18 protein-coding genes, 1 tRNA gene and 6 pseudogenes are annotated in these 25,139 nt (G+C 47.6%); 4 read left to right on the top strand and 21 right to left on the bottom strand.

Annotated features, from left to right (window positions below; translation table 11 throughout):
• Window positions 1-8: 8 nt before the first annotated feature.
• The 3 genes from A7983_RS22765 to A7983_RS22755 form a co-directional block, all read right to left on the bottom strand.
• A complete protein-coding gene (locus A7983_RS22765) occupies window positions 9-290 on the bottom strand; it encodes a TrbC/VirB2 family protein (RefSeq protein ID WP_086002448.1) in 282 nt (93 codons plus the stop codon).
• Window positions 287-952, bottom strand: a complete 666-nt coding sequence (locus A7983_RS22760) for a lytic transglycosylase domain-containing protein (protein WP_005967103.1) — start codon at window positions 950-952, stop codon at window positions 287-289. The genes A7983_RS22765 and A7983_RS22760 overlap by 4 nt, the downstream gene beginning before the upstream one ends.
• A 79-nt stretch (window positions 953-1,031) precedes the next feature.
• Entirely contained in the window at window positions 1,032-1,253 is a 222-nt protein-coding gene (locus A7983_RS22755; protein ID WP_005967102.1) for a hypothetical protein, read from the bottom strand.
• Window positions 1,254-1,842: 589 nt separating this feature from the next.
• Here A7983_RS22755 and A7983_RS22750 point away from each other — a divergent pair.
• The gene (locus A7983_RS22750; RefSeq protein WP_206536642.1) at window positions 1,843-4,350 is read left to right on the top strand and encodes a DEAD/DEAH box helicase family protein; all 2,508 of its coding nucleotides are present in this window, start codon (window positions 1,843-1,845) and stop codon (window positions 4,348-4,350) included.
• Window positions 4,351-4,683: 333 nt separating this feature from the next.
• On the opposite strand, the gene A7983_RS22745 is transcribed toward A7983_RS22750, so the two are convergent.
• The 5 genes and pseudogenes from A7983_RS22745 to A7983_RS22720 all read right to left on the bottom strand — a co-directional run bounded on the left by A7983_RS22745 (window position 4,684) and on the right by A7983_RS22720 (window position 8,048).
• Window positions 4,684-4,893: a TraR/DksA family transcriptional regulator gene (locus A7983_RS22745; RefSeq protein ID WP_005967099.1), complete on the bottom strand. Its 210-nt coding sequence runs from the start codon at window positions 4,891-4,893 to the stop codon at window positions 4,684-4,686.
• A complete protein-coding gene (locus A7983_RS22740) occupies window positions 4,883-5,467 on the bottom strand; it encodes a DUF2857 domain-containing protein (protein ID WP_005967098.1) in 585 nt (194 codons plus the stop codon). The genes A7983_RS22745 and A7983_RS22740 overlap by 11 nt, the downstream gene beginning before the upstream one ends.
• Before the next feature lie 16 nt (window positions 5,468-5,483).
• Complete coding sequence (locus A7983_RS22735) at window positions 5,484-5,678, bottom strand: AlpA family transcriptional regulator (RefSeq protein WP_005967095.1); 195 nt, start codon at window positions 5,676-5,678, stop codon at window positions 5,484-5,486.
• Between the two features lie 153 nt (window positions 5,679-5,831).
• Window positions 5,832-6,744, bottom strand: a pseudogene (locus A7983_RS22730) (hypothetical protein).
• Window positions 6,745-7,211: 467 nt separating this feature from the next.
• Entirely contained in the window at window positions 7,212-8,048 is an 837-nt protein-coding gene (locus tag A7983_RS22720) for a MipA/OmpV family protein (RefSeq protein ID WP_005967089.1), read from the bottom strand.
• A gap of 205 nt (window positions 8,049-8,253) precedes the next feature.
• Between A7983_RS22720 and A7983_RS22715 the strand changes: the two genes are divergently transcribed.
• The 3 genes from A7983_RS22715 to A7983_RS22705 are packed head-to-tail and all read left to right on the top strand — an operon-like array spanning window position 8,254 to window position 10,806.
• A complete protein-coding gene (locus A7983_RS22715; RefSeq protein WP_005967087.1) occupies window positions 8,254-8,931 on the top strand; it encodes a response regulator in 678 nt (225 codons plus the stop codon).
• A complete protein-coding gene (locus A7983_RS22710; RefSeq protein ID WP_005967085.1) occupies window positions 8,931-10,319 on the top strand; it encodes a sensor histidine kinase in 1,389 nt (462 codons plus the stop codon). The genes A7983_RS22715 and A7983_RS22710 overlap by 1 nt, the downstream gene beginning before the upstream one ends.
• A 49-nt stretch (window positions 10,320-10,368) precedes the next feature.
• The gene (locus A7983_RS22705; protein ID WP_043885394.1) at window positions 10,369-10,806 is read left to right on the top strand and encodes a hypothetical protein; all 438 of its coding nucleotides are present in this window, start codon (window positions 10,369-10,371) and stop codon (window positions 10,804-10,806) included.
• A 132-nt stretch (window positions 10,807-10,938) separates the two neighbouring features.
• On the opposite strand, the pseudogene A7983_RS24630 reads toward A7983_RS22705, so the two are convergent.
• The 13 genes and pseudogenes from A7983_RS24630 to A7983_RS22650 form a co-directional block, all read right to left on the bottom strand.
• Window positions 10,939-11,253 (bottom strand): annotated as a pseudogene (locus A7983_RS24630) (IS66 family transposase); the annotation flags it as partial.
• A 138-nt stretch (window positions 11,254-11,391) separates the two neighbouring features.
• On the bottom strand, window positions 11,392-12,645 hold the full coding sequence (locus tag A7983_RS22695; protein ID WP_039479339.1) for a tyrosine-type recombinase/integrase: 1,254 nt from the start codon (window positions 12,643-12,645) through the stop codon (window positions 11,392-11,394).
• Window positions 12,646-12,806: 161 nt separating this feature from the next.
• A tRNA-Asn gene (locus A7983_RS22690) sits at window positions 12,807-12,882 on the bottom strand.
• A 142-nt stretch (window positions 12,883-13,024) separates the two neighbouring features.
• Window positions 13,025-14,292, bottom strand: a pseudogene (locus A7983_RS22685) (oligosaccharide MFS transporter).
• 302 nt (window positions 14,293-14,594) lie between these two features.
• A pseudogene (locus A7983_RS23765) lies at window positions 14,595-14,896 on the bottom strand (beta-galactosidase small subunit-related protein); the annotation flags it as partial.
• Window positions 14,897-14,909: 13 nt separating this feature from the next.
• Window positions 14,910-15,947: an IS630 family transposase gene (locus A7983_RS22680; protein WP_005968447.1), complete on the bottom strand. Its 1,038-nt coding sequence runs from the start codon at window positions 15,945-15,947 to the stop codon at window positions 14,910-14,912.
• Between the two features lie 101 nt (window positions 15,948-16,048).
• Window positions 16,049-16,233 (bottom strand): annotated as a pseudogene (locus tag A7983_RS23760) (beta-galactosidase small subunit-related protein); the annotation flags it as partial.
• A 152-nt stretch (window positions 16,234-16,385) separates the two neighbouring features.
• Window positions 16,386-17,461: pseudogene (locus tag A7983_RS22675) on the bottom strand (LacI family DNA-binding transcriptional regulator).
• Window positions 17,462-17,631: 170 nt separating this feature from the next.
• The gene (fbpC, locus tag A7983_RS22670; protein WP_039478617.1) at window positions 17,632-18,690 is read right to left on the bottom strand and encodes a ferric ABC transporter ATP-binding protein; all 1,059 of its coding nucleotides are present in this window, start codon (window positions 18,688-18,690) and stop codon (window positions 17,632-17,634) included.
• Window positions 18,691-18,695: 5 nt separating this feature from the next.
• A complete protein-coding gene (locus tag A7983_RS22665; protein ID WP_005970894.1) occupies window positions 18,696-20,774 on the bottom strand; it encodes an ABC transporter permease in 2,079 nt (692 codons plus the stop codon).
• A gap of 176 nt (window positions 20,775-20,950) precedes the next feature.
• The gene (locus A7983_RS22660) at window positions 20,951-21,985 is read right to left on the bottom strand and encodes an ABC transporter substrate-binding protein (RefSeq protein ID WP_005970892.1); all 1,035 of its coding nucleotides are present in this window, start codon (window positions 21,983-21,985) and stop codon (window positions 20,951-20,953) included.
• 154 nt (window positions 21,986-22,139) lie between these two features.
• Window positions 22,140-23,471 (bottom strand): MFS transporter family glucose-6-phosphate receptor UhpC, encoded by a 1,332-nt coding sequence (uhpC, locus tag A7983_RS22655; RefSeq protein WP_005970889.1) that lies wholly within the window; start codon window positions 23,469-23,471, stop codon window positions 22,140-22,142.
• Window positions 23,472-23,560: 89 nt separating this feature from the next.
• Window positions 23,561-25,138 carry an MASE1 domain-containing sensor histidine kinase gene (locus tag A7983_RS22650; RefSeq protein WP_005970887.1) on the bottom strand — a complete coding sequence of 526 codons (1,578 nt, stop codon included), beginning with the start codon at window positions 25,136-25,138 and terminating at the stop codon, window positions 23,561-23,563.
• Window position 25,139 lies beyond the last annotated feature (1 nt).

Here is a 25,139-nt window from a genome sequence, read left to right as displayed (position 1 = left end):
GGCTCCCCCTAGGATGCCCAATAGGCACCAAAGCCCGATGCGCCGACAATCAGGATGGCTCCGATAATGACGTTGCGCATGTCATGCAGGCTTTTACCGTCAAACAGTACCTTGTAACCCACCCACATGGTAGCCAGCGTGATCGTGACGGCGGCCAACCCAAGCAAACCACTGGACGTATTACTCAGCGTATCGTTGGCTTTATTAAACCCGCTCCCTGCTGCCAGTGTCTGTGTCGATATCAACAGGGAAGAAAACGCAGGCCAGTATTTACGTTTTTGCATCGTCATTTCTCCTCATTAAATACAGGTAGGGATACATCGCCGCGAATGATGGCGTCGGGATAGTGCAAGGGGGTCAAAACAGGTGTGGCTATATCGGTAAGTTCACCGCGTAGGACGGTGGTCGGGTAATGAATCTCTGGGGTGGATTGGCTGGTGGTACTACGCTTGAGATCTTCCCGCGTTGACGGGACCGCATAGCCAATACGCTGGATATAACTGGTTTGGTTAAAGGCGGATTCTGGCAACTGACCCGTATCGAAATTGCCGGAATAGTAGCAACTGAGTGCTCTTTTCAGCGTGCCACCGCGTTGGTAGCAGTCGGTGAGTATTCGCTCAAAAACAGACAGATTAGTGCAGGGGTCTAACAAGTCATGTGCTGTTACGCCGTAATGGCGAAAGTTGGTACTGGTGATTTGCATCAGCCCGACCGAATAGCGGCGACCTTTTGCGACTACCTGCTTGATGATGTTGATGGCAGTTTGTTTGCTGGTGGGCTGGTGAGAAATGACACCTACGCTGCCGGGTATTCTCTCCTTCTTTGGCACAATTTCAGCGACGGCATAAGGATTAAAGCTGGATTCCACTTTAGCCACATCAAACGCGGTGGAGGGGTGAACAGTGACGGCACACTGCATGGCCGCCGCCAGAAAGGCAGTGGGGGAAAGCATGGTTGCCTCGGTAACAAGTCGAGCCACACGCAGCTATCGGCTGTCGGTGGCAGGGGAAAAGGTGCGTGAGGGGGGAGTGCTAATCGTGCTGAGCGGCTTGCGGTGCGTCGCTATCGTCTTTCGGTTCAAGGAGCACCAGCTTACCGGAGACAGCAATGCCGGGTATAAGTACGATGTTCAGTCCAGGTTTTCCGTTATGAGCGAACGCTACGCCGACCTTTGTCCAGTAGGTGTTTTTCTCTCTGCTGGCATCGGGTTGGCTTTCTTGCGTGACAAATACGTGATAGGCAGGTTTTCTCATTCTATTTCCTTTAATAGAAAGTTATGATGAATTAACTCAATCGATCACATCCCGATTCTGCATTCCGGTTTCAACGGGTCAGCGAGAACATTCAGCGGCACCCTGAATTGTGGTTGTGTGACAGCCCGACTCATCTTTTTAAAGAGCAATACTCGTCCCGGACGAATAAACGTCCATAAAGCTCGCCAGTAGAAGGTGGCGTGATTAGCATGCGATACCAGCGACAGGCGGGAAATGATCAAATCAAAATTGAAATGAGAGAGAAAATGAATAGCGTGATAATAATTAGAATTGATTGTTATGTTAGCTTGCCTATAGCTGGTACTTTTACAGTTTTGGTTCATATCTGATATGAATGGCAAAATTTTTCAGAAGAGACCTAACGATACTATCAGCTTTGAGATTCACATCAGTATACGGAGTGCAGGAATCCCGCATAATTATGAAATCGATATTTCATATGGGAAGATAACCACTGACTTTAAATTTTTATATTCGGAGGTGGGCAGATAAAAGTACTTGCTTTTAATTTTAGTGGTTATAATAAAGCGTTATCATAACTGTATATATTTATCTATATAAGGAGAATATGATGGTTGATTTCGGAAAGTTAAGAGATAACCAAAGAAAACCCGCACCTATAGAACCGTTAGAGATTTTCAGAAGACTTCCTAAACCAGCAGGTATGAACGATCTTTATTCAAGCCAATCTGATGTGCTTGAAAATTGGTTTAATATTAGGAATCAAAAGGATATAATATTTAAACTCCACACTGGTGGAGGTAAAACCTTAGTCGGTCTCCTAATGGCTCAGTCTTCTTTGAATGAGAAGAAAGGCCCCGTATTGTATCTTGCCCCTAACAAAAACCTTGTATCTCAAACTAGAGAAAAAGCGAAGGATATAGGAATACAAACTGTAAGTTATATTCCTGGAACAGCATTGCATGAAGATTTTATAAACAGCAAAGCTATAATGGTCGCAACATACAGCGCTTTATTCAATGGAAGAAGTAAGTTTGGAGTTCTGGGAGATGGGAAAGAATTAATTGAAACAGGTACTATAATATTAGACGATGCCCATTCATCGTTCTCTGTTGTAAGAGAGTGTTTTACTTTTGAAGTATCATCAAAAAAAGATAGGATCGTTTTTGAAGAAATAAGCTCTTTGTTTAGAGCAGATTTTGTTGCTCTTGAAAAAGAGGGAACATTTGACTCTATAATGTCAGGTGAGAGTAATAGTATATTAGAAATCCCATATTGGGCTTGGAATCTGAGAAAAGAGGAAGTAAGGCAAATAGTGCGAAGTTTGACTGGAGACTCAATGTCTTGGCCACTTATAAGCGATTATCTTTCATACTGTCATGCTATCTTAACGAAGAAAGGGTTTACTATTACCCCTGTTTTACCTTTAATTCATCTTTTCCCTTCATTCCAAAATGCACAACGCAGAATATACATGTCTGCAACTATAGCAGATGATAGCGAGTTAGTTAGAACCTTTAATATATCAATTAATTCCTTAAGTAACCAATTAAAATCAAATTCACTGGCTGGAATTAGCGAAAGGATGATATTAATCCCTGAGTTAATGCCATTTCAATTTAATATTGATGATACAATTAAAAAACTTGTAATCTGGCTTTCAGAGAATAAGAAAAGGGTTTTAATATTGACACCTTCAACTCTTCAGGCGGAGAAATGGAGAGATGTATCAAAGATACCCAAGAACAATGGTGAAGTTGATACATTTATCAAAGAGTTAATCAATGGAACCAGTGATAGACCTTTAACATTAATTAATAGATATGATGGTATTGATTTACCAGGAGAAGCATGTCGACTAGTTGTAATGGATGAGTTACCTAAAGGTACCTCTGATTACGACAATTACAGGGCTATGGCTTTAGCTGGAGGTGCTGCTATTAATCAATTGCTTGCCCAAAGAATCGAGCAAGGTATCGGTAGAGGGGCAAGAGGTAGCGGCGATTATTGTATTATTATTATGGCAGGTAAAGCATTGTCGTCATGGATCGCGCGAGAAAGTAACTTTAGCCTTTTGACAAATGCAACTCGTGCGCAGATAGATATGGGGAATACTGTCAGTAAAGAAATATCATCAGCAAAAGAATTAGCGGAAACGATGAGAAAAAGTCTGAATCGTGATGAGGAATGGGTCGAATATCATGCAGAAACTTTAGCTGAAAGTGTCGATAAAAATCATACAAATAATTCAGATTTAGAATACTCATTGACCGAGAGGAAATCTTTAGAATTATGGTTGAATGGTCACTCAGAAAAAGCAATTGCCAGAATAAGGGAGTTTACAAGTAACAAAATAGTTGACCAAAAATCTAAGGGATGGTTATTGCAGTTAGCTGCGAAAATATCTCATCATTGGGGGCAGGAAGAGTTATCCGCTGATTTACAAAAAGAGGCTTTTGCGTGCAATATTCACTTGCAGAGACCTCAAGTAAAACCGCCTTATATAAAAATGAATATCCCAGATGAGCAAAGTAAATCTATATCCTCCTTATTTGACGGATATAGGGCAAGGCTGGGTGTATATAGAGAGTTCGAAAGTAATACCTCCTTTTTACACGAGAATGCATCTTCCAATCAATTTGAAGAGTCTTTGTGCAACCTAGGAAAATATTTGGGTTTTAGCTCAGAAAGATTCGATAATAATGGTGATGGTCCGGATGTCATGTGGATTACTCATGATAAAACTGCCTATCTTATCGAAGCGAAAAGTGGAAAAAAGGAGAGGAATCCTCTAAATAAAAAAGAACATGGTCAACTTTTGATCGCTGAGCTATGGTTCATAGCTAATTATGGAAGGGAATATAATATATTACGCGTTTCAGTTCAGCATGATGATAAGGCAACTCATAATGCTTATGCCACGGATAGTTTTGTACTTACAATGGCGAAGATAAAGGAATTAAGAACTGATGCTTCCAAAATAATTAAGGAAATTAGCCAAAGTCAACTTCAAAAAGAGGAGTTGCCCAATTTAGCCTCTCAGTTATTGATGACATCTAAAGTTCGCATGAAAGAATTAGTTCATAATTACTTGGAAAACTTCAACAAAAGTTAAGTGTTTTTATCAGGAAGGGTAACACCTTCCTGATATGTATAAAATTGGTTTATTATAGATGGGTTCTGTTATTTAATCTCTTGATGGCAGAATAATATTCTTTAGGTAGATCAAGAAAAATTAATCCGACTCTCGCTCGTTGCTGGTTATCCGATTTAATCGTGTTCTAACATAGAGATTTTCCAGAGCAAGTCTGGACCAAGCTGGATAAGGAACAATAAAAGTGATGGTTTTCTGTTCAACATTTCACTACTTATAATACGGATGGTGTTTGCTCGTATAATGAAGAACGCGCAAAGAAGAGCGTCTCTCTGCGCGTATCCTTGCATATTATCAGCGTTGACGACGCTCAAGTATGGTTTGGCATTCCGTACAGGTTGTCACGCCCGGCAGGGTTTCTCTCCGCTTCTCGGGAATGAGTTCACCGCACAAACGGCAGTAATGTAATGAGGGCGTTGTTCCTGGCTTGAAACGGTTTTGTTCAATCATCTCTTCCAGACGTTGCTCATTAAATTCTTGATCGCGATCGATCTCATCTGGCATGCGATGTCCTCCTGTTCAGTGTTTCTTTCTCACAACCGGTGATACGGTTCCAGACGGCGGTCAGGGAAGGCCCCTTTTCCCTAGAAGATAAGGATTCAGTAACCAGCATCATTGCTTCCAGTGCGTCAGGTGTATCAAGGTTTTCAGAGCGGTTCTTTTTCCATGACAGCCAAATTTCTGCATCAATGTCTTCATCTGGAATAGGTGTTCGGCCATAAGGGATGGTGACATTCAGCAATCGGCGACGAGCGCAGACTTCATTCGAGGTGAGGCCAAAAAAATGATTAAGGAGTGCAATAGATCCTCCCAATCTGACGGCGCGATTTATCTGCTGCTGGCGTTGCGCTTCTTGGTGGGACAGCGTCAGGATCTGTTGTAGAACGTCGTGACGGACAGTGATCGACATAAACTGTGTCGATGCCCGGCTGACGATAAACAGTTCGTCGAGGGATAGCTGATTGAGGGCATTCAATTCGTCGAATGTGAATCCTAACGTTTCACAATAACGAAAATTACCTTCCTTGAGCGCGGCAAGGGCGTTTGTTAATACTGCATAATTCAGTGAGGGAAACATGATGCGTTATCTCCCTTTAGCGCGTTAAGCGATTAGCTAATTTTAGGTTGATCCACTCATCAATCTCAGATTCGAGCCAGGCTACGCTGGCAGGCCCAATCTTTATTGAAGAGGGAAAGGTGCCTTCTTTCATGTACAGGTAGATTTGCGAGCGTTTCAGGCCGGTTTTTACTTCCACTTGTTTCAGACGTAATAACTGATGCGATGTCATAAATACCTCCAGTGCAGAAATGGGATATGCCCGGAGATGACAAAAAAACACAGTGAGGAACGGAGTAAAAGTTGAAGAGCCCGTATTACGGACACCACAATCCTTAATACGGGTTTTTAGATTGAAGCGTGTAATGTCATTTTAATTAGGGGCCTAAACGGACGTCGGTGAACCACGTTCAAGCGCCGTCTTTAACGTATCGCCGCTGAATCGGTCGGTCATGCCTTCGTCTGATGCCCATTTTTCAAAGATGGACAGAAGCTTATAAGGTTGCCTGATTAATGGGCTGATAGCTTCATTGTTTTTACAGGCAAGCCAGAAAAGTCGAGATAGCGGTGTCGATATTCGTGTTGAAGATAATGGGTCCATTTTGTTCTTGGTCACGATGTAAATTAATTTATCAAGTTCAGATTTTCTAATGACAAAACAGGCATCACGAGGTAGAACATAAGCAGGAAAATACTCTTTTTCCAAGTAACAGTTTATTCTCTGAGAGAATATTTCTTTGTGTACATCTTGTGCAATATTTTTAGGGAGTTTCATGATTTGTTGTTTTATCCTTTTCTTCCATGTTACCCTTTCGAATAGTTGAAATGTTTCACCCTGTAAGATTACTGTTATGCCATGATTAAATTCTATGGCTCCTGTTACTGGTAGAGGGATTTTAAGTGAATGGGCAAGCAATTTCTGTATTAGAACATGTTCATGCCCAATTAATGAGGTGTCAATAATTCTCTGTGTGGGTGTTATATATGCACCGTTAGTGCTAACAATAAAATTATACTCGTTGATGAAGGTTGTTTTATCAAAAAAACATAAGCGATTAATTAATGAAGGTTCTGATTCCCTAAGTTTTACTTTGTTGTTTGATCTTTGGATTTTTCGTAATACTATTGGTGATTGAAAGTAAATGGAAAGACGAATGCTATCATGTAATGCATGTCTGTAAATGTCATTTTTTTTTAATTCCTAGCCCTTTTTTATTTGTCATTTCAACTGCTTCGCTTATAGTCATCCAGTCAGGATAATTAGAGTTTGTACTTGGAGATGTTTGTTTTTTTGACATGGTAAACCCCATCATTTTATTGGGCTTTTCAAAAAATCACGAAATTGTTCAGTGAGTTTTTTTCAGGGTGCGGGAGCATATAACGTGATGATGTCTGAATTTTATTGAATGATAAGCACCTCAGACGGCTTTTCCGGACCATGTCTGGCTGTAGGGAAAAAGAAGAAGAACAAATACCAGATTAAACTAATCCAGCACTCAAAGTTCGCAACTGGTTTTTCGTAAATGCTAAAATTAATTCTGGTTTGGACTCGAGTTACTAGAGCCGCTTTCCCAGTCAGTTTTAAATTCATTTGTTGCTCCTCCAATTAAGCATAGTTAATAACATAGCGCTGAGTGACATGGCATAATTGAGGCGATGTGGTGAGTTGAGTCGCGCCCCATCATCTGAATTGGGGCGGGGCAAATATTATATTTATTGACAGTGCATAGCCTTAGGCTACCGAGAAGCACACGTCGAACAACGATCAGAAGCTATATGTCACCTTCAGGCTGCCAGTGGGCGATGTTTTTCGTTGAACAATTGGACTGTTTCGTGCATCACCAGCCAACTGCGTAAAACCTGCTGCGGCAACTACGCTCCAGTCTTGATTAAGCTTGTGCGTCCAGTCCATATTCAGTGAGTAGGCATAAATACCAGACTTGGCATCATATCGAGTAAACCTCGATGCAGCCGACTGTGATGCACTTACTCCGTAGTAAGTCTGCATGTACTTACTGGTTCCCCAACTACTGGTCAGCGCCAGCGTCACAGAGTTTTTCGATGACATATAAAGCGGGCTGACAATGCTGAAATGCAGAGCCTCACCATTGCTTCGCTGAGAAACCGGTACCTCAGCCTGCAATTGAAAATTAAGCCAGTCGGTCACCTCGTATCCTAGGCCAAGCATACCGATAGCTGAGCCCTTAACGTCACCCATACCGCGCAGGTAGTCGCTACCGTAGCTGAGTGAGTCGCTGTCCACGTCACGATCCTTTCGGCCTGCGCGATAACTTAGCGCAGCGCTGTAATCAAATTTGCCGATGTTGTTACCATAACCGATACCACGCGTGGAGCTGATGAAGAAACCATTTACCATCGAGTAATCAATCACTAGGGCCGTCGTGACTCGGTTTTCATCCGAACCAGAATAACGTGGCGCAACCTCCACTCCTCCTCCTAGGGTCAACTCGTTGCCCTGTTTCTGTTCTGATGCCAGTATTGGGGTTGCCAGTAATGCTAGGACAAATCCTGACAACAATTTTCCCAGGGTACGCCCCGAGAGTGAATGGAGGAACTTATGACTCAGTTCGATCGTTCTCATTAAGGAAATCCTTGTGGGTTCAACTGACTACGATACAAGCGGTTTTAAACGCCAGAACGCTCAGTTTGAATGCTTACCCTGAAGTTCTCATGAGCCCAAAATGAAGAAATACTGAAGTAAGTTCCAGTTCTGCAAACCTGATAGATTTACTGATACCGCTTTTTTCTTCAGACGTTCTTCATTCACTGTTGATAAAGTAACTATTGTGAAAATTCTCCTAATCGAAGACGACATCGATCTCGGCAATGGTGTACGTATTGCCCTCACAGACCAGGGATTAGATGTCATATGGGTTCGCCGTAAAGTGGATGCTCTGCATCAACTCGATGTATGCGTGCCAGAACTTGTATTGCTTGACCTCGGCCTGCCCGATGGTGATGGCATGAGCCTGATGGCGCGTCTGCGTCAGCAGTTCAAGGGGATCCCCGTCATCATCCTGACTGCTCGAGGCACGCTGCAAGATCGCTTGACTGGGCTGGATGCTGGTGCAGACGACTATCTCGTCAAACCTTTTGTTCTCGCCGAGTTATTGGCTAGGGTGAGAGCACTTGTGCGGCGCAGTTATGGGTTTCAGAATGAGGTGATAGAGATTCGAGGGCTATCTCTCCATGTGCCGACTCGTCGCGTTACCGTGAGCGAAAGGCATGTTGATTTGACGGTAAGTGAATACGCGCTGCTTGAAACGTTAATGTTGCGTGCTGACCGTGTTATGACACGTAGTTTTCTGGAAGAAAGAATCTTCGGTGCAAAAGAAAATATGAGTAATGCGCTCGATGTACATATGGGAAATTTGCGTCGCAAAATCGGTGACGGCTATGTGCGAACGGTGAGAGGTGTTGGGTTTGTCATTGATACCGTACCCATTCAGAGGGGGGGAGGTTGATGCGTAATTTTTGGCACTATCTGAGAATCCCAACGCTAGTACGGCGAATTATGATCGCCCAGATGCTATTACTCACGCTGATTTGGTGTATTTTTCTGACCTACATTTTATGGGATAACTTACGTAGCCCTCCAATGCTATCAGGCAGCAAAACCTATGAAACCATTCTGACAGTGGTGGATCGTATGGGGGATCGCCCGCGCGATCTAACCGATGTGCTGGAAAAATTCAGTAAGGCATTGCGGGAAGGCTATGGCGGAGGTGAAGACCCAAAAATGTCAATCAGCCTAATCGTTCGGAAGAATAAAGAGATAATTTATTCATCTGATGGCGCTCCGGTAGATGTGACAAATACCGCTTATGGGATGATTCAAAGTATTCAGAGTAACGGCCGCGCTTGGACTAGCCGTACTCTGAAGTCTAGGAGCTCCGACACAGAGGTGACACTGCTCACTCCTGCTGGAGGCTGGAACTTCTTCATATACCTGAACTCGCGCGGATACTACATATTACCGCTGCTGGTATGCATTCCCTTTCTTTTGTTTCCTGCGTGGCTGTCAATCCGCATTGCAATGCGTCCTTGGAACAAGGTGGCAAATGAAGTTTGCTTACGAACACCAGAAGATATTTCTCCCTTAAAAGCAGTGCCAAAGCACAAGGAGCTTCGCCAAATAGTGGACGCGATTAATATATTCCTTGCTAGGGTACGAGAAAGCACTGAAAGGGAACGGACTTTCATTGCAGATGCCGCTCACGAGTTGCGTACTCCGCTGGCTGCAATGCGAGTCAATGTTGAGGCTCTGCAGTCCGATGTAAGCAACTGTAGTCAACAGGAATTGCTTGCAGGGATTATTCGTAGCAATAGCCGTGCTGCTCGTCTCGTCAATCAGTTGCTGTTGCTGATGCACAGTGAAGCGCGCATTGACGTTGTTATGGAGCCTGTGCCGCTGACGACGCTCATACAAGAGCGAATGGCTGAGTTGGCACCGCTAGCTGCTGAGAGCAGAATTGAGCTTGAGTTCTACTCTCATGATGAAGTCTGGATTACAGGTGTCAGGGAGCGCCTGATGTCGCTGATCGACAACTTAATTGAAAATGCTGTGAAGTACAGTCCTGACGGCGGGCGGGTTGAGGTAGAGGTACGATCATTAGATAAATCCACTCAATTGCGTATCTCAGATGCAGGGCCCGGAATCAGGGTTGAATTGAGGGAGCGGGTATTCGACAGATTTTTTCGTGATCCCAATCAGATACAAAGCGGGAGCGGATTGGGGCTTGCAATAGTCAAAGCGGTTGCGCAGCAACATAACAGCAGTGTTTTCCTAAGTACGTCTGCAGAAGGTGGGCTCATGGTTATTGTTGATATACCAAATCAAAATTCCGTCTGAAAGAAAACGCAATTTTGATCCTAACCTGAGTAGGACATTTACCAGAATAATGGAGCATAAATTGAAAAATTTGTCCCTAGCTACAATATTATTTTCTATATCACTTAGCGGATGTGCCATAACCGTAAGCGATTTAAAAAACAACAAATCATCTTTAGACGGCAGTTTCATTAGCAAGACGGGGTCCTCCGATACTTATCGAACCCTAAGGCACATGGCAAGGCAGTGTCTGGAATATCAGTCATATTCAGGAAACCCGGTCATTGTATTAAGCGAGTTCGACAGTGATCGAAAAATAGGTGAGATCAATCAAAAGCTTCTTTCAGAGGGATTATTTATCAACAACACGCTAATTGAGATAGAAAACCATGGTGGTGACAAAGCTAAGATCAGTCTATACACAACTAAGAATATTTTGAGTACAGGCATCAGGTCGCCAAATATAAGTGATATCAAGCGATGGGCTGATGGGGACAGCGCCTGCTAACATTATACTTAGCGATACGATCAGGCATTCCAGCCTGAAAATTAGCAATTATCCTGAAATTGTTTTTTTAACGCTTAACTTGTATCTTCATAAGTGTAAAGCCGTGTTGAAAGGGTTGTTCCTGAGATAGCTTTACCCACCATGCAGCAGTTCCTTATCACAACTCACCAGCCAGTCGGCGATGTCATTCAGCACATGGTACAGGTAGTGATCCGAATCTATGCCGTTCAGTCGATAAACGGCCTATCCGTTCGTTCCCTGATCACCTTCGTGATCAGAGTCGAAGAACAGTTGGTTTTTTCGCCCCAGACTCACCAGTCGTAGAGCATTTCCCGCGATGTTATTATCCACTTCCAGCCAGCTATTTTCTGCATAGTACGCAAGGGCCAGCCACTGATTTAAAGCATAAGCGAATGCTTCCGCCAGTTCTGACTGCGCGACAGTTTTTTAACTTTCCCGCCACTAACCTTCCTAAGCCTTCAGGAGCGGTTTCGCCATCTATTGGCGTTGTTAGCTGATACACAATCCTCAATGAGGCCGGATGGAATGATACGGCCTCATATCCAAGATTATGCCGTCTTAATGTTATCCCCTTGACCCCCAGATATACGGTGGCACATAGGCTTCCCTGCACGTATCCAGATAATCTGACCACCATTGCATCATCGCTTTACGAGCGTCGAGATATTCTGCTTTGTGGATGTAGGCCGCTCGGACGCTGTTGCGTTCCTGATGGCTCATCTGACGTTCAACAGCATCCTGTGACCATAGACCTGATTCCATCAGGGCACTACAGGCCATTGCCCGGAATCCGTGGCCGCAGATTTGATCTTTCGTGTCATAACCCATCAAGCGCAGAGCTTTATTCACCGTGTTTTCGCACATTGGTTTATACGGATTATGGTCACCGGGGAATATCAGTTCCTGATGCCCAGAGATATCCCGTATCTGTTTCAGAATAGCGATAGACTGATGAGAGAGGGGGACGATATGTGGCGTGCGCATTTTGGCACCACGCCCGGAATAACGCACACCAGGAATGGATTCACGGGTAGCCGGAATGGTCCAGATTTTGTTTCTAAAATCGATCTCAGACCAACGGGCGAAACGTAGTTCGCTGGAACGGATGAACAGGTGCAGAGTAAGTGATACTGCCAAACGGGTTAATTCTCGCCCTTGCTTGTAGTCCTCAATGCGAGTCAACAGTTCCGGTAGTTTCTCCAGCGGGAGGGCAGGGTAGTGGCGTTTAATGGGCGGGGCGATGATACCGTCCAGATTGGCCGCCGGATTATGCTCTATCAACTCCTGATGCACGGCATGGCGCATGATATTGCACATATGCTGCCGGGTGCGTGCCGCCACTTCCAGCAAACCTTTATTCTCAATCCCTTTCAGCAGATCGATGAAGTGGCGAGTTTTTAGTTCTGTGACCGGCAGGTGTCCAATTATCGGGAAGATATGGTTATTCATGCTGGCAAGCAGACGGATGGCATGGTTCTCTGACCATGAGCGGTTGCTTTTATGCCACTCTAATGCCACATGCTTGAAGGTTTTCTCTGGTGAGGAAGTGGTTCTTTCAGCAGCGCGCTGTTGTGCGGGGTTGATATTCTGCGCCAGCAATTTTCGAATACCGTCACGTTGTTGACGAGCGTCGGCCAGAGATACATCAGGATAGGCACCTAAGCCGAGGCGAGATTCTTTTTTATTGATACGGTATTTGAGATACCAGAGACGTGAACCGCCTGGATTAACCAACAGGTACAGACCGTGAGAATCAGAAACTTTGAAGGGTTTTACGGATGGTTTTAAGTTGCGGATTTTTGAGTCGTTAAGAGACATTTGGGGGTCACTCCGTCATCGAACCAACTTGACCCCAAATCTGACCACCAAATTCTCCCGATGCGGAGGGTAAACTGAAAATGCATCGGGAAGACTTTTCACGCTAACCTATTGAATCTGAATCACATAAGGATTCGCAAAGAGGCATGAAAACAAGAATTTGGCTCCTCTGACTGGACTCGAACCAGTGACATACGGATTAACAGTCCGCCGTTCTACCGACTGAACTACAGAGGAATCGTGTGAACGGGGCGCATGATAACGACGTGTGCTACACATGTCAAAGGCGTAAACCACAAAACCGCACTGTTCGGTGAGAGAATGTGCAATCTGCCGATATTTTTGGCAAATATCGGCATTTCAGTGTATTTCTCTATCGTTAGGGCTGTCTTATTGGTGCTTTCTGTCTATGGGAAAAGGTGTATAGCGTCCCTTTTCCTGACAGAGTGAATAGGGATATCACTGTAAAAGAGAGGGCGATGCTGCCTAAAACCAGGTAAGTGCCATGAAAGCCGATGCTGTCATACATATTGCCAGCAAGAATGGACATGAAAATGATTGATATCTGTTTGAAGAAACAGAAGCACACCAGATAAATCGTTGCGGAAAAGCGGACTTCAAAGACCGTGGTAATGTATTTAAAGCAACCGACGATCAGGAAAGGGACTTCGAACATGTGCAGCGTTTTCAGCACAATCACTTCCAACACGGAACTGGCAAAGGCGGAGCCAATAATACGCACGGACATAATCGTCCCTGCGATGAGACGCGCGTTTTTACCGCCGATACGTTTCACAATAAGCGGAGCAAAAAACATGATTGTGGCATTAAGCAATTCACCCAGTGTAGTGACATAACCAAATATCCTCGTACTTTACTTTCCTGTCGAGTATCGAAAAATGAGGTGAAGAAATTGGCAAACTGCTGATCGAACACATCATAAGCGCAAGAAACGCCGATGACATAGAGGGTCAAGAACCAGATTTTACGTTCTTTTAGTAGTTCGGCTGCCATTTTCAGGTTGAACGGTTTCTGGTTGGAGCCGACCTGGTCGGCAACGATGGCGCTGGAGGAGAACTCTGGTTTTACCAGTAACAGCAGGATGGCGAGGATGACTGCACAACCGGAACCAAGCCAGAAAACAAACTGGTTATTGATGGTAAACATGATACCGACAATGGATGCGCAGAGCGCCCAACCGAGACAGCCGAACAGGCGCGCACGGCCAAATTCAAACTGGCTCCGGCGACTGACTTTCTCGATGTAGGCCTCAATGGCCGATGCGCCTCCGTTGTTGATAAACCCCAGATAAATCCCGCCGACGATAGAACCTAAAACGATATTGTATTTTAACAACGGGCCAAAAACATAGATAAAGAACGGAGCAAAAAACACCAACATTATGGTGATAATCCATAGTAGATGTTTTCTCGGACCTAACTTATCGGATAGAAAGCCAAATATAGGTTGGAATAGTAAGGTGAAAAAATAAATACAGGCGAAAATAATTCCTGTGTCGCTTTTACTTATTTTATTAATGTCGTGAAGCCAAATAGGAAAGAAGGGGAAGTAAGCCCTCATGATGAAGAAATAGAAAAAGAAAAACAGGCCGAATATCCGGAAATTTTTATTATGTAAGTAGTACATGTTGTCTTCTCCGATATGCATTATACCCGTCATTCTTCAAGCCGCGTTCAAATCGGTCAGGAACCAATTTGTCGTGCGAGTGTTGCATAACAAGGGCATAAATGGACCTTGTCCTAAGGACCAACGCAGAGCGTTGTTCAAAACGCTAACGTTTTGTCACGCAACTCGAATTATTTAGGGTATATATCCGCAACGTTTATTTTGACTGCGGATATATACGTGCTGGATACAACTAAAATGGAAAGAGATGATGTGACCGTGCTCTTTCGTTATTTTTAATACTATTTTTCATATTAATACGGTTAGCGATGTTGGATAGCTACGCGATAGTGATAATGCGCTGCTGTGAGCAGTTCATCATAATGAACGCTGGGGCTCCAAGAGTCATCGCCACCAATCCCCATGTGGAAGCCATCCAGATTAAGCCAAACGCCTTTTTCCTTTTCGAGTAAATGGTGGTGGGTGCATGTCATCAGTTGTGTTAGTCCGTAGCGACTTAGCCCGAAATGGAAGTTTCCGGTAATAACCCATATGTCAGCGTACTCGTGTTGCAACGTAATCCGTTCTCCGATGGAAAAATGTAGGGCGTGTGAAGGTCATCTAAATAACTTTGCATATTATCGCTCCACTTTAGCCAGACCATGATGATTGCCGGGGAACGGTGAGGCCGCATTCATAAATTGATTTACCCGACCCAGCAATTGCCACATATATCGGCACTGATGGTTACGCGTTATGGTTTCGTGCAACGACAGCCACAGCAATTCTATTGGATTCAGCCACGGCGAATACGTTGGCAGGAACAACAACCGGAACTTCTTATTTTTCTCCAGCCAGCGCTCCACCTTGTGGCTTTTATGGATAATGTAGTTATCTACCACTATCGTGAGCGTTTTTGCTCGCCGGTATGTGCGCCGTAATGCCTCTAACAGGTTGATAAATAAATCAGTGCACTTGCTGTTACCGCCGACATAATGGACTCGCCCCGTGTCCGAATGCAGTGCACCTGCCAGATAATGTTTTTGGTTATGTCCCGGCGTAGTAATACGCTTCTGTTGTCCTTTGAGCATCCAGTCCGCGCCGATTTTCGGGTTCAGGTCGATATCGACTTCATCCTGATAGAATACCGGATGGTCTGTCTGCTTCCGGGCGACAGCGTGTTCGATAGCGAGTCGCTTTTCCTCATAGTGCGGGTCTTTGATTTTCAGTGTCGGTGCGGCTCTGCGCCAGACAATACCCGCTCGTCTCAGGTAGCGGTGCAACGTGGCGGGATGAAGCGCTACATTAAAAAGCCGATTAACGATAAGTGCCAATAACTCAGTGCTCCAGCGGGAACGCAGCCAGCCAAAGTCCTGAGGGGAACGCTGAACCAGAAGCGGCAAAATATGCAGGATATCCGCGACTGGCCAACGTGGTTCTCGTCCAGACCTGAGGCTCTTTAATCCTTCAACGCCATGTAAAGTAAACCAATTTATCCATCTTCCGACGGATGAGCGAGCGGCACAGAGCAGTCTTGCGACGTCGGTGACGGTCATTCCCCGATGCAGCATCAGTATGGCGATGAGTCGTCTGGAATGGTTTTTATCGCGAGTCTGCTGGGCTTCTTTACGCATTAGTCGTCGTTCTTCATCAGGGATTGCTGCTATGATCGGCATCGCTCAGTCCGGTTGGTGATTTGTTTTGATTTGGCGATTGATCAGATCGCATAACTCGGACTGAGTTCCCTTCAAGTGATCTACTATTTGGCGAAGCTATTTAGTGGCAGGCTCCAATGCCCGTGCTGTGCGGCGATCTGCCGTCTGGGTAATTTTCATGTGGCCCAAGCCCGACCCAACTGACTTGGGACGTGATGCCAGCCAATTGGCAGCTCAAACCCACTCTGGCCAGTGACGGCAATACAGTTGCAGCATCAACGTTGACATCAACGGTCATCACACTGTGTGCATCAATCTGCCAGCATTTATGAGGTAACATCGAATTTGGAAAACGGTGCGCAATAAATCAACAAGGATGAAATTATAACTTATTGTTTATAAGGTTTTTTTTGTTATGGTTTGGCCGCTGCGGTGATAACGGTGTTGTTGTGTAAAGGGTTACAGTCTTTGGAGCTGACGTGTAATGTCCAACAGATTTTTTGTTAGTTCTTGCAGGGAGGCGTGGGCTGATGACTGCACGGCGGAGCTATGGCGCACGATAAGTTCGGTAGGTAACAGCAGTGACGAAGCATGAGCAGGATCGTGCAGCATGGCGAGCAAACGAGTGACGCCTTCTTTACCTAACAACCTGAAATCATGGCGAATAGTCGTCAGTGGTGGGGTGTAATAAGTGCTGTCCTGAGTATCGTCAAAGCCGATCACCGACATTTGCTCCGGCACGCGCAGGCCATATTCGTGCAGCGCGCGTAAAACGCCAAGTGCCATTTGATCGTTCTCCACAACAATGGCGGATACGCGCAGGGATTGTCCCAGTAGGGCTAGCGTCTGGTGATAACCAGAAGCGGCGCTCCAATCAACGTGCAGTACTGAGACGGGGGACAACTGTTGTTTCTCTAACTCGGTTAACCAACCTTCATAACGTAGGCGGGCGGAAATCGAAGTCATTGGCCCAGTTAACAGGGCGGTATGTTGGTGCCCAAATTGCAGCAGATGGGTGATTGCCAAACGTGCGCCGTGATCGGGATCGAACATAACATTGAGGATGTCGGTATGGGGATCGGCATCCATAAACAGCACCGGCGTATCAGCACAGGTTTGGCTAATGTGGGCGATTTCATCCGTTGATAGCGGAACATTCACGATGACGCCACTAACCCGCTGAGAAAGCAGGTCGTTAACGGCGTTATTGCAGGTGTTGACATCCGAACTGCTCAGCATGGACATCACGATGTTGATCCCCAACTGGCTGGCGGTGCTCTTAATCGCGGCGGCAATTTGTGAAGGAGCGTGCAGTGAAAGATCGGTGGTTACCAGCCCCAGCGTAGTGATGGTTTCCCTGCTAGCTGCTGTGCGACGCGGTTAGGTGTGTAATTCAGCGCCGCCATCGCCTGTTCCACTTTACTGCGAGTTCGGGATGAAACGTGGGGCGCCTGATTCAGCACGCGGGAAACCGTCTGATAGGAAACCCCAGCATATTCTGCGACATCGTTTAATGTGATGGTTTTCTGCTTCATAGCGGCCATTCCGTGCGTTAGAGGGCATTATCATAACAAATCGTGCAGGGAATCCGTAATCGATGTGTGTATTTCGGTTAATTGACGCTGGTTAAAATGAAAGTGTGCCAAAGCTGAAGTGTGTCAAAAGTAAAACCGGGAGCGAGTGCTCCCGGTCGTGTGGCCGACGTTTACTGTTCGGATAGCACAAACATGCCGTAAGGGTGGATTTGCAGGTAGTAGCTGTCGCCCGGATTCGGCTGAAGCTGGGTGGCGTTAACCTGCAACAGCATCGATTGACCGTGCCAGTCCACCTGTACTTCGTACTGTGGTCCCATGTAGGCGACCTGCGTGATGGTGCAGCGCTGGCTTTCGTCACCTTGATGGCTGAGCGTAATCGCTTCCGGGCGAATACCGACGGTCGATTCGTTCAATCCTGCTGCAAATCCCTGTGGGCGCGGGATAAGGTAGCCGTAAATATTCACACTGTCTGCCGTGAAGGTGGCGGGGAAGATGTTGGCATCCCCCATAAAGCTGGCCATGAAGCGGGAAGCTGGTTGGCGGTAGAGCTCCTGCGGCGCACCTAACTGCATGATTTTTCCTTTATTCATCACCAGAACCATGTCGGACACCGCAAAGGCTTCGCTCTGGTCGTGCGTGACGTACAGAGAAGTGATGTTGAACTGCTGCTGAAGTTCGCGGATTTTTTCACGCATACTGCGGCGCAGGTTGGCGTCCAGGTTACTCAGTGGCTCATCGAACAGTAGGACTTTAGGCTTGAGGATCAGCGCACGCGCCAGAGCGACACGCTGCTGCTGTCCGCCGGAAATTTGGTCGACGTAGCGATCTTCAAACCCTTCCAGATCGACCAGCGCCAGCGCTTCTTTCACGCGCTGATTGATTTCAGCCTTCGGCCGACCGAGCATTTTTAGCCCGTAGCCGATGTTTTCGCCCAGCGACATATGTGGGAAGAGGGCGTAAGACTGGAACACCATACAAATATCGCGCTGCTGAATCGAGCGCTCGGTGACGTCTTCGCCGTCGATGAAAATCTGGCCTTCTGTCGGTTTTTCCAGACCGGCAACGGCTCGCAGTACCGTGGTTTTACCGCAGCCAGACGGCCCCAGCAGCGTGACCATTTTTCCCTGTGGGATCGCCAGATTCAAATCATCAATGACGGTGTTGTTGCCGAAGCGTTTAGTGATGTGCTTCAGTTCGACAAAGCTTTTTTCAGTATTCAAGGTAATCACTCCGCTTAGGCATTATTCTTGGCTTTCGTGCGGGAAATCCGCGCTTCACCGACCAGATAATCGAACAGGAAAATAATGGCCAGCATGACCACAATCAGGATGGAACCGTAGGCAATCGCCATACCGTATTCACCGTCTTCCACGCGGTTAAGAATGTAAGACGTGGCGACGCGAGTATCCGGTGTAACCAGGAAGATAATGGCGCTGACGGTGGTAATCGCACGTACGAAGCTGTAAATCAGCGCAGACAAAATGGCCGGACGCAGCAGCGGTAGCAGGATATAAAACACCGTGCGCATCGAACCTGCACGTAGGCTGAGTGATGCTTCGTCCAGTGATTTATCCAACTGTCCCAATCCGGCAATACCCGCCCGGATACCAACCGGCACGTTACGCATCACCATCGACATGATGACAATCACCGCCGTGCCCGTTAAGTAAACCGGCGCGCTGTTAAAGGCCAGGATGTAAGACACACCGGCAACGGTGCCCGGCACCGCAAAGCACAGCATGGTGGTGAACTCGATGGCTTTCTTGCCGTAGAACTGTTGGCGCACCACGATGTAGGCGATGAGTAGTCCAAACAGTGCCGTAATCGGTGCAGCGATACCTGCGAACAGCAGTGTATCCAGCAGGGAAGGCCAGGCGCCGTCGCTAAAACCTTGTCCGAACAGTTTGCTGAAGTTTGCCAGGGTCAGGGTGTAATCCACGCCCCAGTTAACGGTAAAGCTGCCGTAGAAAATGCTGCCGTACAGCAGGACGTTAAAGGCAATCCAGACATAAAGCAGGATGCTGACGATCCATACCAGCGAAACGGGCAGCGGCTGTACATCGCCCCGGGAGGATTTGCCGGAAATAGTGACGTAGGAGCGTTTACCGATCCACAGATATTGCACGCAGAATACCGCCAGTGAGAACAGCAGCAGAACAACGCCGAGCGTACTGGCCGACTGGTAATCCAACTGTGCCCCAGTAATGTAGAAGTAAATCTGGGTAGCGAGGACGTCGAAGTTGCCGCCCAGCACCAGCGGGTTACTGAAGTCGGCCAGCGACTGGACGATCACGATCAGGAACGAGTTAGCCAGCGCCGGTTTCAGTAGAGGCAGGAAAACCCGCTGAAAGGTTTGATAGCGGTTGGCACGCAACGTGTAAGACGCTTCTTCCAGCGACGGATGAATCGTCTTCATCGCGCCTTCGAGAATCATAAACGACATCGGCGTGAAGGCGAGCACCTGCGCCAGCCAGATACCGGTAAAGCCGTACAGCCAGTTGGTATTCGTCAGGCCGAACCAAGCCGTCATCAGCTCGGTAACATAGCCGGAGCGGCCCATCATCAGCGTTACGCCTAACCCGACGACAAACGGTGGTGTAACGATAGGCAGAATGGAGAAGATACGGCCGATAATCGCAGAGCGGCGGGCAATACGCGAGGTGTAAATTGCCAGCACCATACCGAAGAAAGTACAGCCGATCCCGACGGCAACCGACAGCAGGAATGAGTTCCAGATCACCCGTAGAATGTGTGCTTGGCTTAGAACCTGCATAAATGCCAACGGCGCGAATTCACCGCTGTCATTGGTGAACATCGGGATGAAGATGGCGATACTTGGGTAAAGAATAAATACGCTAATCAGCGCAATGATGCTGATGAGTGAGCCGATGACGAAGCGATCGCCACCCAGCCAGTCAAGCCGCGAGAGCGCCAGCGTAATAATTGCACTCAGCGCAACAAACAGTCCAATAGAGCCATAGCCCATTCCGCGACCTTCAATGGTCGCACTGATGACCACAAAAAGAGTGCAGAACAGGGCATAAGCCGCATCAAAACGGTGGCGACTACGCTGTTCCCGGCTGGGAGTAAGTAGTGGACGCGCCAGTAATCCTAACGGCAGTAGAAACCAAAGCAGGCTGATATTCAGGCTAGACCAACTGTAGGCCGCCAGCAATTCATCGCGTGAGGCATTGAGCAGACCGTAGTCCAGACTCCATGCTGGCAGCAGCAAAAAGGTTGCTGCAATCAGCGCCAGCCACAGAAAAACGGGATCCCGTTTAGGCGTCGGTGAGAGAGTGAGTGTGTGTGACATAAGGTTCCCTGGTGCTTTATAGCGTTGTTTTATAAGATTGAATCGTCACAGGTATTGGTTGGTGAATAATATTGAGTCATGGTCAATCAGCGATGCTGAGAACACGGCGTTAAGCGAAATGCGGTATCGCCGTGTTCCCGTTGTTTTTGCAATCAATCAAGGACAATCAATCGAGATTATTGGCCCATTTTGACTTCGTTAACCCACTTGGAAATCAGCTCTTTACGCACGTCTGCCGCGCCGTATTTGTCCATGTCGTAGTTGATCAGTTTCAGATCCTGCAATTTCAGCGACAGCGGGGACGCTTCGGCAGTGGTGTTAGTCAGGATCTGGTAGGATTGGCCTTTCTTCCAGGAGAGTTCCTGTGCTTCTTTCGATAGCGCCCAGTCAACGAACAGTTTGGCGTTATCCATATTGCGCGCGCCTTTCAGGATGCTGACGCCGCCAATTTCATAGCCAGTCCCTTCACACGGGGAGATCAGTGCCAGCGGTGCGCCTTTCTCTTTCTCCAGCGAGTAGTCATGCAGGAAGCCGATGCCGATGGCGGTTTCACCGCGCGCGGCGTTGCGTGCCGGGGCAATACCGGACTTAGTGTATTGCGACACGTTGGTGTTCAGTTTCTTCAGGTAATCAAAGGCCTGATCCTGGCCCCAAAGCTGGGAGAACGTTGCCAGCGCGGTATAGGCTGTGCCGGAACTTTGTGGATCGGCAATCTGGATTTCGCCTTTGTAGACCGGATTGGTTAGATCTTTCCAGCACTGTGGCACGGGTAGATTTTTCTCTTTCAAGCGGTCGGTGTTAACGCCAAAACCAAGGATGCCGACATAAATGGCCGATGAGTAGTTGCCTTTACGTTTGGCAGGATCGCGGAACTGCGGCATGATCTGCTCAAGGTTTTTAGACTGATACGGCTCCAGTAATTCCATTTCGCCGGCCTGAGATTGTGGGTCCAGCGTGCCGCCGTACCAGACATCAGCCTGTGGGTTCTTTCTCTCCGCATCGATTTTTGCCAGCGTGCTGCCCGCACTGTTACGGAGGAATGATACTTTGACGCTGTATTTTTCGCTGAAAGCTTTAGTTTCTTCCTCGCAAAAGGTGTTAGTAGCACCACAGTAAACTACTAAGCGCCCTTCGGCCCGAGCAGTGGTGGTGGTGACAGCAGCAACGGTCAGTCCAGCGGCGATGAGGGTAGTTAAGGTAGTCAGTTTCATGATGTTTTCCTTAGTATATCCCCGTCATACTTCAAGTTGCATGTGCGTTGGCTTTCCTCGCTCACCCCAGTCACTTACCTGAGTAAGCTCCTGGGGATTCGCTGTGTCGCCGCCTTCCTGAAACTCGAATTATTTAGGGTATAGTTATCGATTGTTATTGCTGTTTTGATGTCATCAAGCTTTCCCGGCGGCTGATACCTGCCATCAGCAGCGGCATCAATAACAGTCCGATACAGGCTGAGGCCAACGCCAGCAGAGTAAAAAATCCCGACCATCCATAGTGTTGCAGCACCTGTGCTAGCGGCCAGCCCGCCAGTGCTGCTCCCAAGTAGGCAAACAACGCCAGAAAGCCTGTCACCGTGCCTGCTGCATCCTTATGGCTGTATTCCGTCGCAGCCAGACCAATCAACATCTGTGGTCCAAAAACAAAAAAACCGATACTGAAGAAACAGGCCGCGAGTAGCGAATAGTGGTGAATTGGTGCCAGCCACAGCGCGGTCATAGTTAAAAACAGTCCGAGTGCAAACAGCAAAATCATCGGTGCGCGTTGACCACGAAACAGCAAATCCGATCCCCAACCGGCAAACAGTGCCCCCAGCAATCCGCCCAGTTCAAACAGCGATAGCGTGGCGTTCGCGCTGAGCAGGTTGAAGCCGTGGCTTTCGGACAGCCAGATATTTCCCCAGTCATTCAGTGCTATGCGAATCAGGTACACCAGAATGTAGGAGAACCCGAGCAGCCAGATGGTGCGGTTGCGCAGAATCGCATCACGCAGAATCTGACGCATCGGCATCGGTGGACTCTGCTGCTCCTGACGAAGCTCCAACGCATCGCGCCGCCATTGGCCGACGCTGGGTAATCCCTGCTGTTGCGGTTTGTCGCACAACTGCCAACACAGCCACAGGCCGATCACAATCCCGATAATGCCTGGCACCAGCAGCGCCGCTTGCCAGCCCCATTCGGAGGCCAGATAGCCCGCCAGTAAAGGAACTGCTGCACCGCCGATGTTGATCGATGTATTCCAGCATCCCCACCAGAGGCCGCGCTCATTGCGCGAATACCAACTACTCAGCAGTCTGGCGCAGGGAGGCCAACCCCAACCTTGAAAGAAACCGTTCAGCGCCCAGACAATTAGCAAACCAGTGAGCGACTGGCAGTACATGAACAGAATGTTCAGCACACCAGTAATCATCAGCCCGACGCCCATAAACCAGCGTACCTGAGTGCGATCGCACACGATGCCGGAGATAAATTTGGACGCGCCATAACAGAGATAAAACAGCGTCCCCAGCAGACCGATATCGCCTTTGCTTAACCCTAATTCCAACTGCATCACCGGCATGACGAAGTTGATACTTTTACGCGTCAGGTAAAACGTGGCATACCCGATGACCATGGAAATCAACAACCGCGGTCGCCAGTAGCGATAGCGCTGACTGATTTGTGCTGGTGAAAGCTGTCCCTTTGGAAACATGGGTGCCTGCATGGGGTTCTCCGTCGCGTTGAGAGAAGAGTAGGAGGATGCGAATGAAAAAGGATGAGACAAGGTTTTAGATGACTAGGAAAAATTCCTAATTAGTCGTCTTTTTGTTTAAATTTTGTGGGCAGGTTAACAATTATGTGCGTGCCGCGCGGCGTGGTGGATGCCTCGTTGACGACGGCTTTCACCAGCCAGTTTCCGCCCAGCGCCTGCACGCGTTCTTCAATGCCTCGCAGGCCGAAGCCGCCGCTTGTTGGATGTGCACTGTCTTTCTGTGTGATGCCCACGCCGTTATCAATGACGTCGAGTGTAATCATGTCATCCTGTTGGCTGAGGCGAATGGTAATCTGCGTGGCGCTGGCGTGCTTGTTGATGTTGTTGAGCAGTTCCTGCACCAGCCGGTAAAGCGTGAAAATCACCACGTCATCATGAGGGGGCGTGGGAAGCTGATAATCTAATTGGAACTGGATGCCGCGAGCCGCAAAGGCGAATTCATCCGCCAGATGATGCAGCGCTTTATCCAGCACCATTTCATCCAGCACTGGAGGTCGCAACTGGCGCAACAGTTGGCGTGTAGTGTGGTGGATTCGCCGTGACAGCTCGCTGATTTGTCCGGCGGCATGTTGTGCTGCCTCGGCTGGCGCGCTGTGTTTCACCAGCATGGCCTGAATTTGAATCGCGGTGATGTTTTGACCGATATCATCATGCAGCTCGCGCGCGATATCTTTGCGCACGGCTTCTTCGGTATGAATGATGCGTTCCATCAGCTGGCGGCGGGTTTTTAGCTCTTTTTCCAACTGCTGGCGGTAGCGCTGAAGACGCTGTGCCAACTGTTGCTGACGGCTGATAGCGATCCCCAATCCAATGCCGAGTAGCGCCTGCGTAGAGAGAAACAGCTCTAGCTCCAGCAGGTCATCAAAGGCTCCGCTCACCTGGCGAGTGACGGCAATCATCAGGCTGCCGAGTACGGCGGACAGTACGCCACCTTGCCAACCGAATTTATACGCCATCACCACATTGGGCAGAAAAACGAAGATCAGCAGCAGGCGTTCCATCTCGGGTGTGAACGCCATTTGCAGGCAAACGCCGATAGAAAAAAACAGCGAGCACCAAATCAGCAGCGAGGTACGCAGCGGTGGATCGGGGATCTCCTGTGCCAGCAACGTCTGCAAGTGCTGCTGCTTGATGTATTCGTACAATAAATAGATGAACGGAATCAGCAGGACACCGCCGGTAAACGTAGCCAGCAGCGTTTGTGTCAGTTGCGAGGGTAACCAGGGGCCGATAGCAATGCCGTGCAGAATGGTGTTAAGCGTCAACGCTGCCAGCAACAGCAGCAGTCGTTGCCAATAGAGCGTATAGCGATGCCAGATTTTATGCGTGATGATGGCTGGAATCAGGCTCAGAAAGGGGGAAAACAGTAGCAGCGAGTGCGTCATGAGCTGCTCGCTGATAAGCCAACTCTGTATAGCGATTTCCGCAAGCAGCAAGGTCGGCCAGTATTTGCGCGGCAGCAAAATCATCAACGCCAATCGCAACCCTTGCGGTAACAGTAGCGCCGCCTGCTGGCCGTTATTGCTTAAATAGAAACTGATGGTCCATAGCGCCAGCCAAATCAGGCTGTAGAAAAAGGCCAGAAACAGCGTCATACCGATGACGTGCAGGCGGCGCATT

It is taken from the genome of Pectobacterium wasabiae CFBP 3304 (assembly GCF_001742185.1).
GTDB classification, from domain to species: domain Bacteria; phylum Pseudomonadota; class Gammaproteobacteria; order Enterobacterales; family Enterobacteriaceae; genus Pectobacterium; species Pectobacterium wasabiae.
This window is presented reverse-complemented; position numbering and strand designations above follow the sequence as displayed.

Coding starts and splice junctions, on each gene's coding strand:
- A7983_RS22765 (WP_086002448.1), bottom strand. CDS start 290: ATGACGATGCAAAAACGTAAATACTGGCCTGCGTTTTCTTCCCTGTTG.
- A7983_RS22760 (WP_005967103.1), bottom strand. CDS start 952: ATGCTTTCCCCCACTGCCTTTCTGGCGGCGGCCATGCAGTGTGCCGTC.
- A7983_RS22755 (WP_005967102.1), bottom strand. CDS start 1,253: ATGAGAAAACCTGCCTATCACGTATTTGTCACGCAAGAAAGCCAACCC.
- A7983_RS22750 (WP_206536642.1), top strand. CDS start 1,843: ATGATGGTTGATTTCGGAAAGTTAAGAGATAACCAAAGAAAACCCGCA.
- A7983_RS22745 (WP_005967099.1), bottom strand. CDS start 4,893: ATGCCAGATGAGATCGATCGCGATCAAGAATTTAATGAGCAACGTCTG.
- A7983_RS22740 (WP_005967098.1), bottom strand. CDS start 5,467: ATGTTTCCCTCACTGAATTATGCAGTATTAACAAACGCCCTTGCCGCG.
- A7983_RS22735 (WP_005967095.1), bottom strand. CDS start 5,678: ATGACATCGCATCAGTTATTACGTCTGAAACAAGTGGAAGTAAAAACC.
- A7983_RS22720 (WP_005967089.1), bottom strand. CDS start 8,048: ATGAGAACGATCGAACTGAGTCATAAGTTCCTCCATTCACTCTCGGGG.
- A7983_RS22710 (WP_005967085.1), top strand. CDS start 8,931: ATGCGTAATTTTTGGCACTATCTGAGAATCCCAACGCTAGTACGGCGA.
- A7983_RS22705 (WP_043885394.1), top strand. CDS start 10,369: ATGGAGCATAAATTGAAAAATTTGTCCCTAGCTACAATATTATTTTCT.
- A7983_RS22695 (WP_039479339.1), bottom strand. CDS start 12,645: ATGTCTCTTAACGACTCAAAAATCCGCAACTTAAAACCATCCGTAAAA.
- A7983_RS22680 (WP_005968447.1), bottom strand. CDS start 15,947: ATGCCGATCATAGCAGCAATCCCTGATGAAGAACGACGACTAATGCGT.
- A7983_RS22665 (WP_005970894.1), bottom strand. CDS start 20,774: ATGTCACACACACTCACTCTCTCACCGACGCCTAAACGGGATCCCGTT.
- A7983_RS22660 (WP_005970892.1), bottom strand. CDS start 21,985: ATGAAACTGACTACCTTAACTACCCTCATCGCCGCTGGACTGACCGTT.
- uhpC (WP_005970889.1), bottom strand. CDS start 23,471: ATGCAGGCACCCATGTTTCCAAAGGGACAGCTTTCACCAGCACAAATC.
- A7983_RS22650 (WP_005970887.1), bottom strand. CDS start 25,138: ATGCGCCGCCTGCACGTCATCGGTATGACGCTGTTTCTGGCCTTTTTC.